Genomic DNA, 526 nt, shown 5'->3' with positions numbered 1-526 from the left:
CCTCTTTTTCAGTAACTTTAAATCAAAATGATAACGATTTTGTAATTCTATATCATAATAAACCGAAGTCATTACGTTTTGCAAGAATAAATTTCATTTTCATTTATTCTTCCCGCCTGCAGAGCGAATATATGTACTAAAAAAACCCGGCTAAGAATGCCGGGCTACTTCAATCATTAGTTTGTTTTGTCCAGAAGATAGACCCTGCTCTCATAAGGCCGGAACACCATTTCGTCAGCAAGATCATCGTTGTTATAATTGCTGAGAAGCAGAGAGGCCTGAGCTTTGCCGCAGTTCTTAGGCCACTGAAAAACAGCCTGCTCTTTTGAAAAATTATTGACTGACAAAAGCTGCTGTTTACTGTTTTCTCTCATGTATACAAACAACTGCGGATCGTCCGGAAGCAAAAGATCAAAGCTCCCTTTCATGAGGTCAGAGTACTGCTTTCTCAGGCTGATCAGCTTTTTGTAATAGATTAAGACCGAATCAGGATCTCCCTGCGCTTCCTCCACATTGATTGCGGTGA

General features: G+C 40.1%; 1 protein-coding gene. It reads right to left on the bottom strand.

Annotated elements, in window-relative coordinates:
* Positions 1-176: 176 nt before the first annotated feature.
* The coding region (locus tag ACWHAR_RS31710; protein ID WP_452089006.1) for an alpha-glucosidase C-terminal domain-containing protein at positions 177-526 on the bottom strand (350 nt) is incomplete at its 5' end.

This window comes from Bacillus sp. LR--39 (assembly GCF_053613335.1).
The sequence above is the reverse complement of the archived record's forward strand: the minus strand, read 5'-3'. Positions and strand labels throughout refer to the sequence as shown.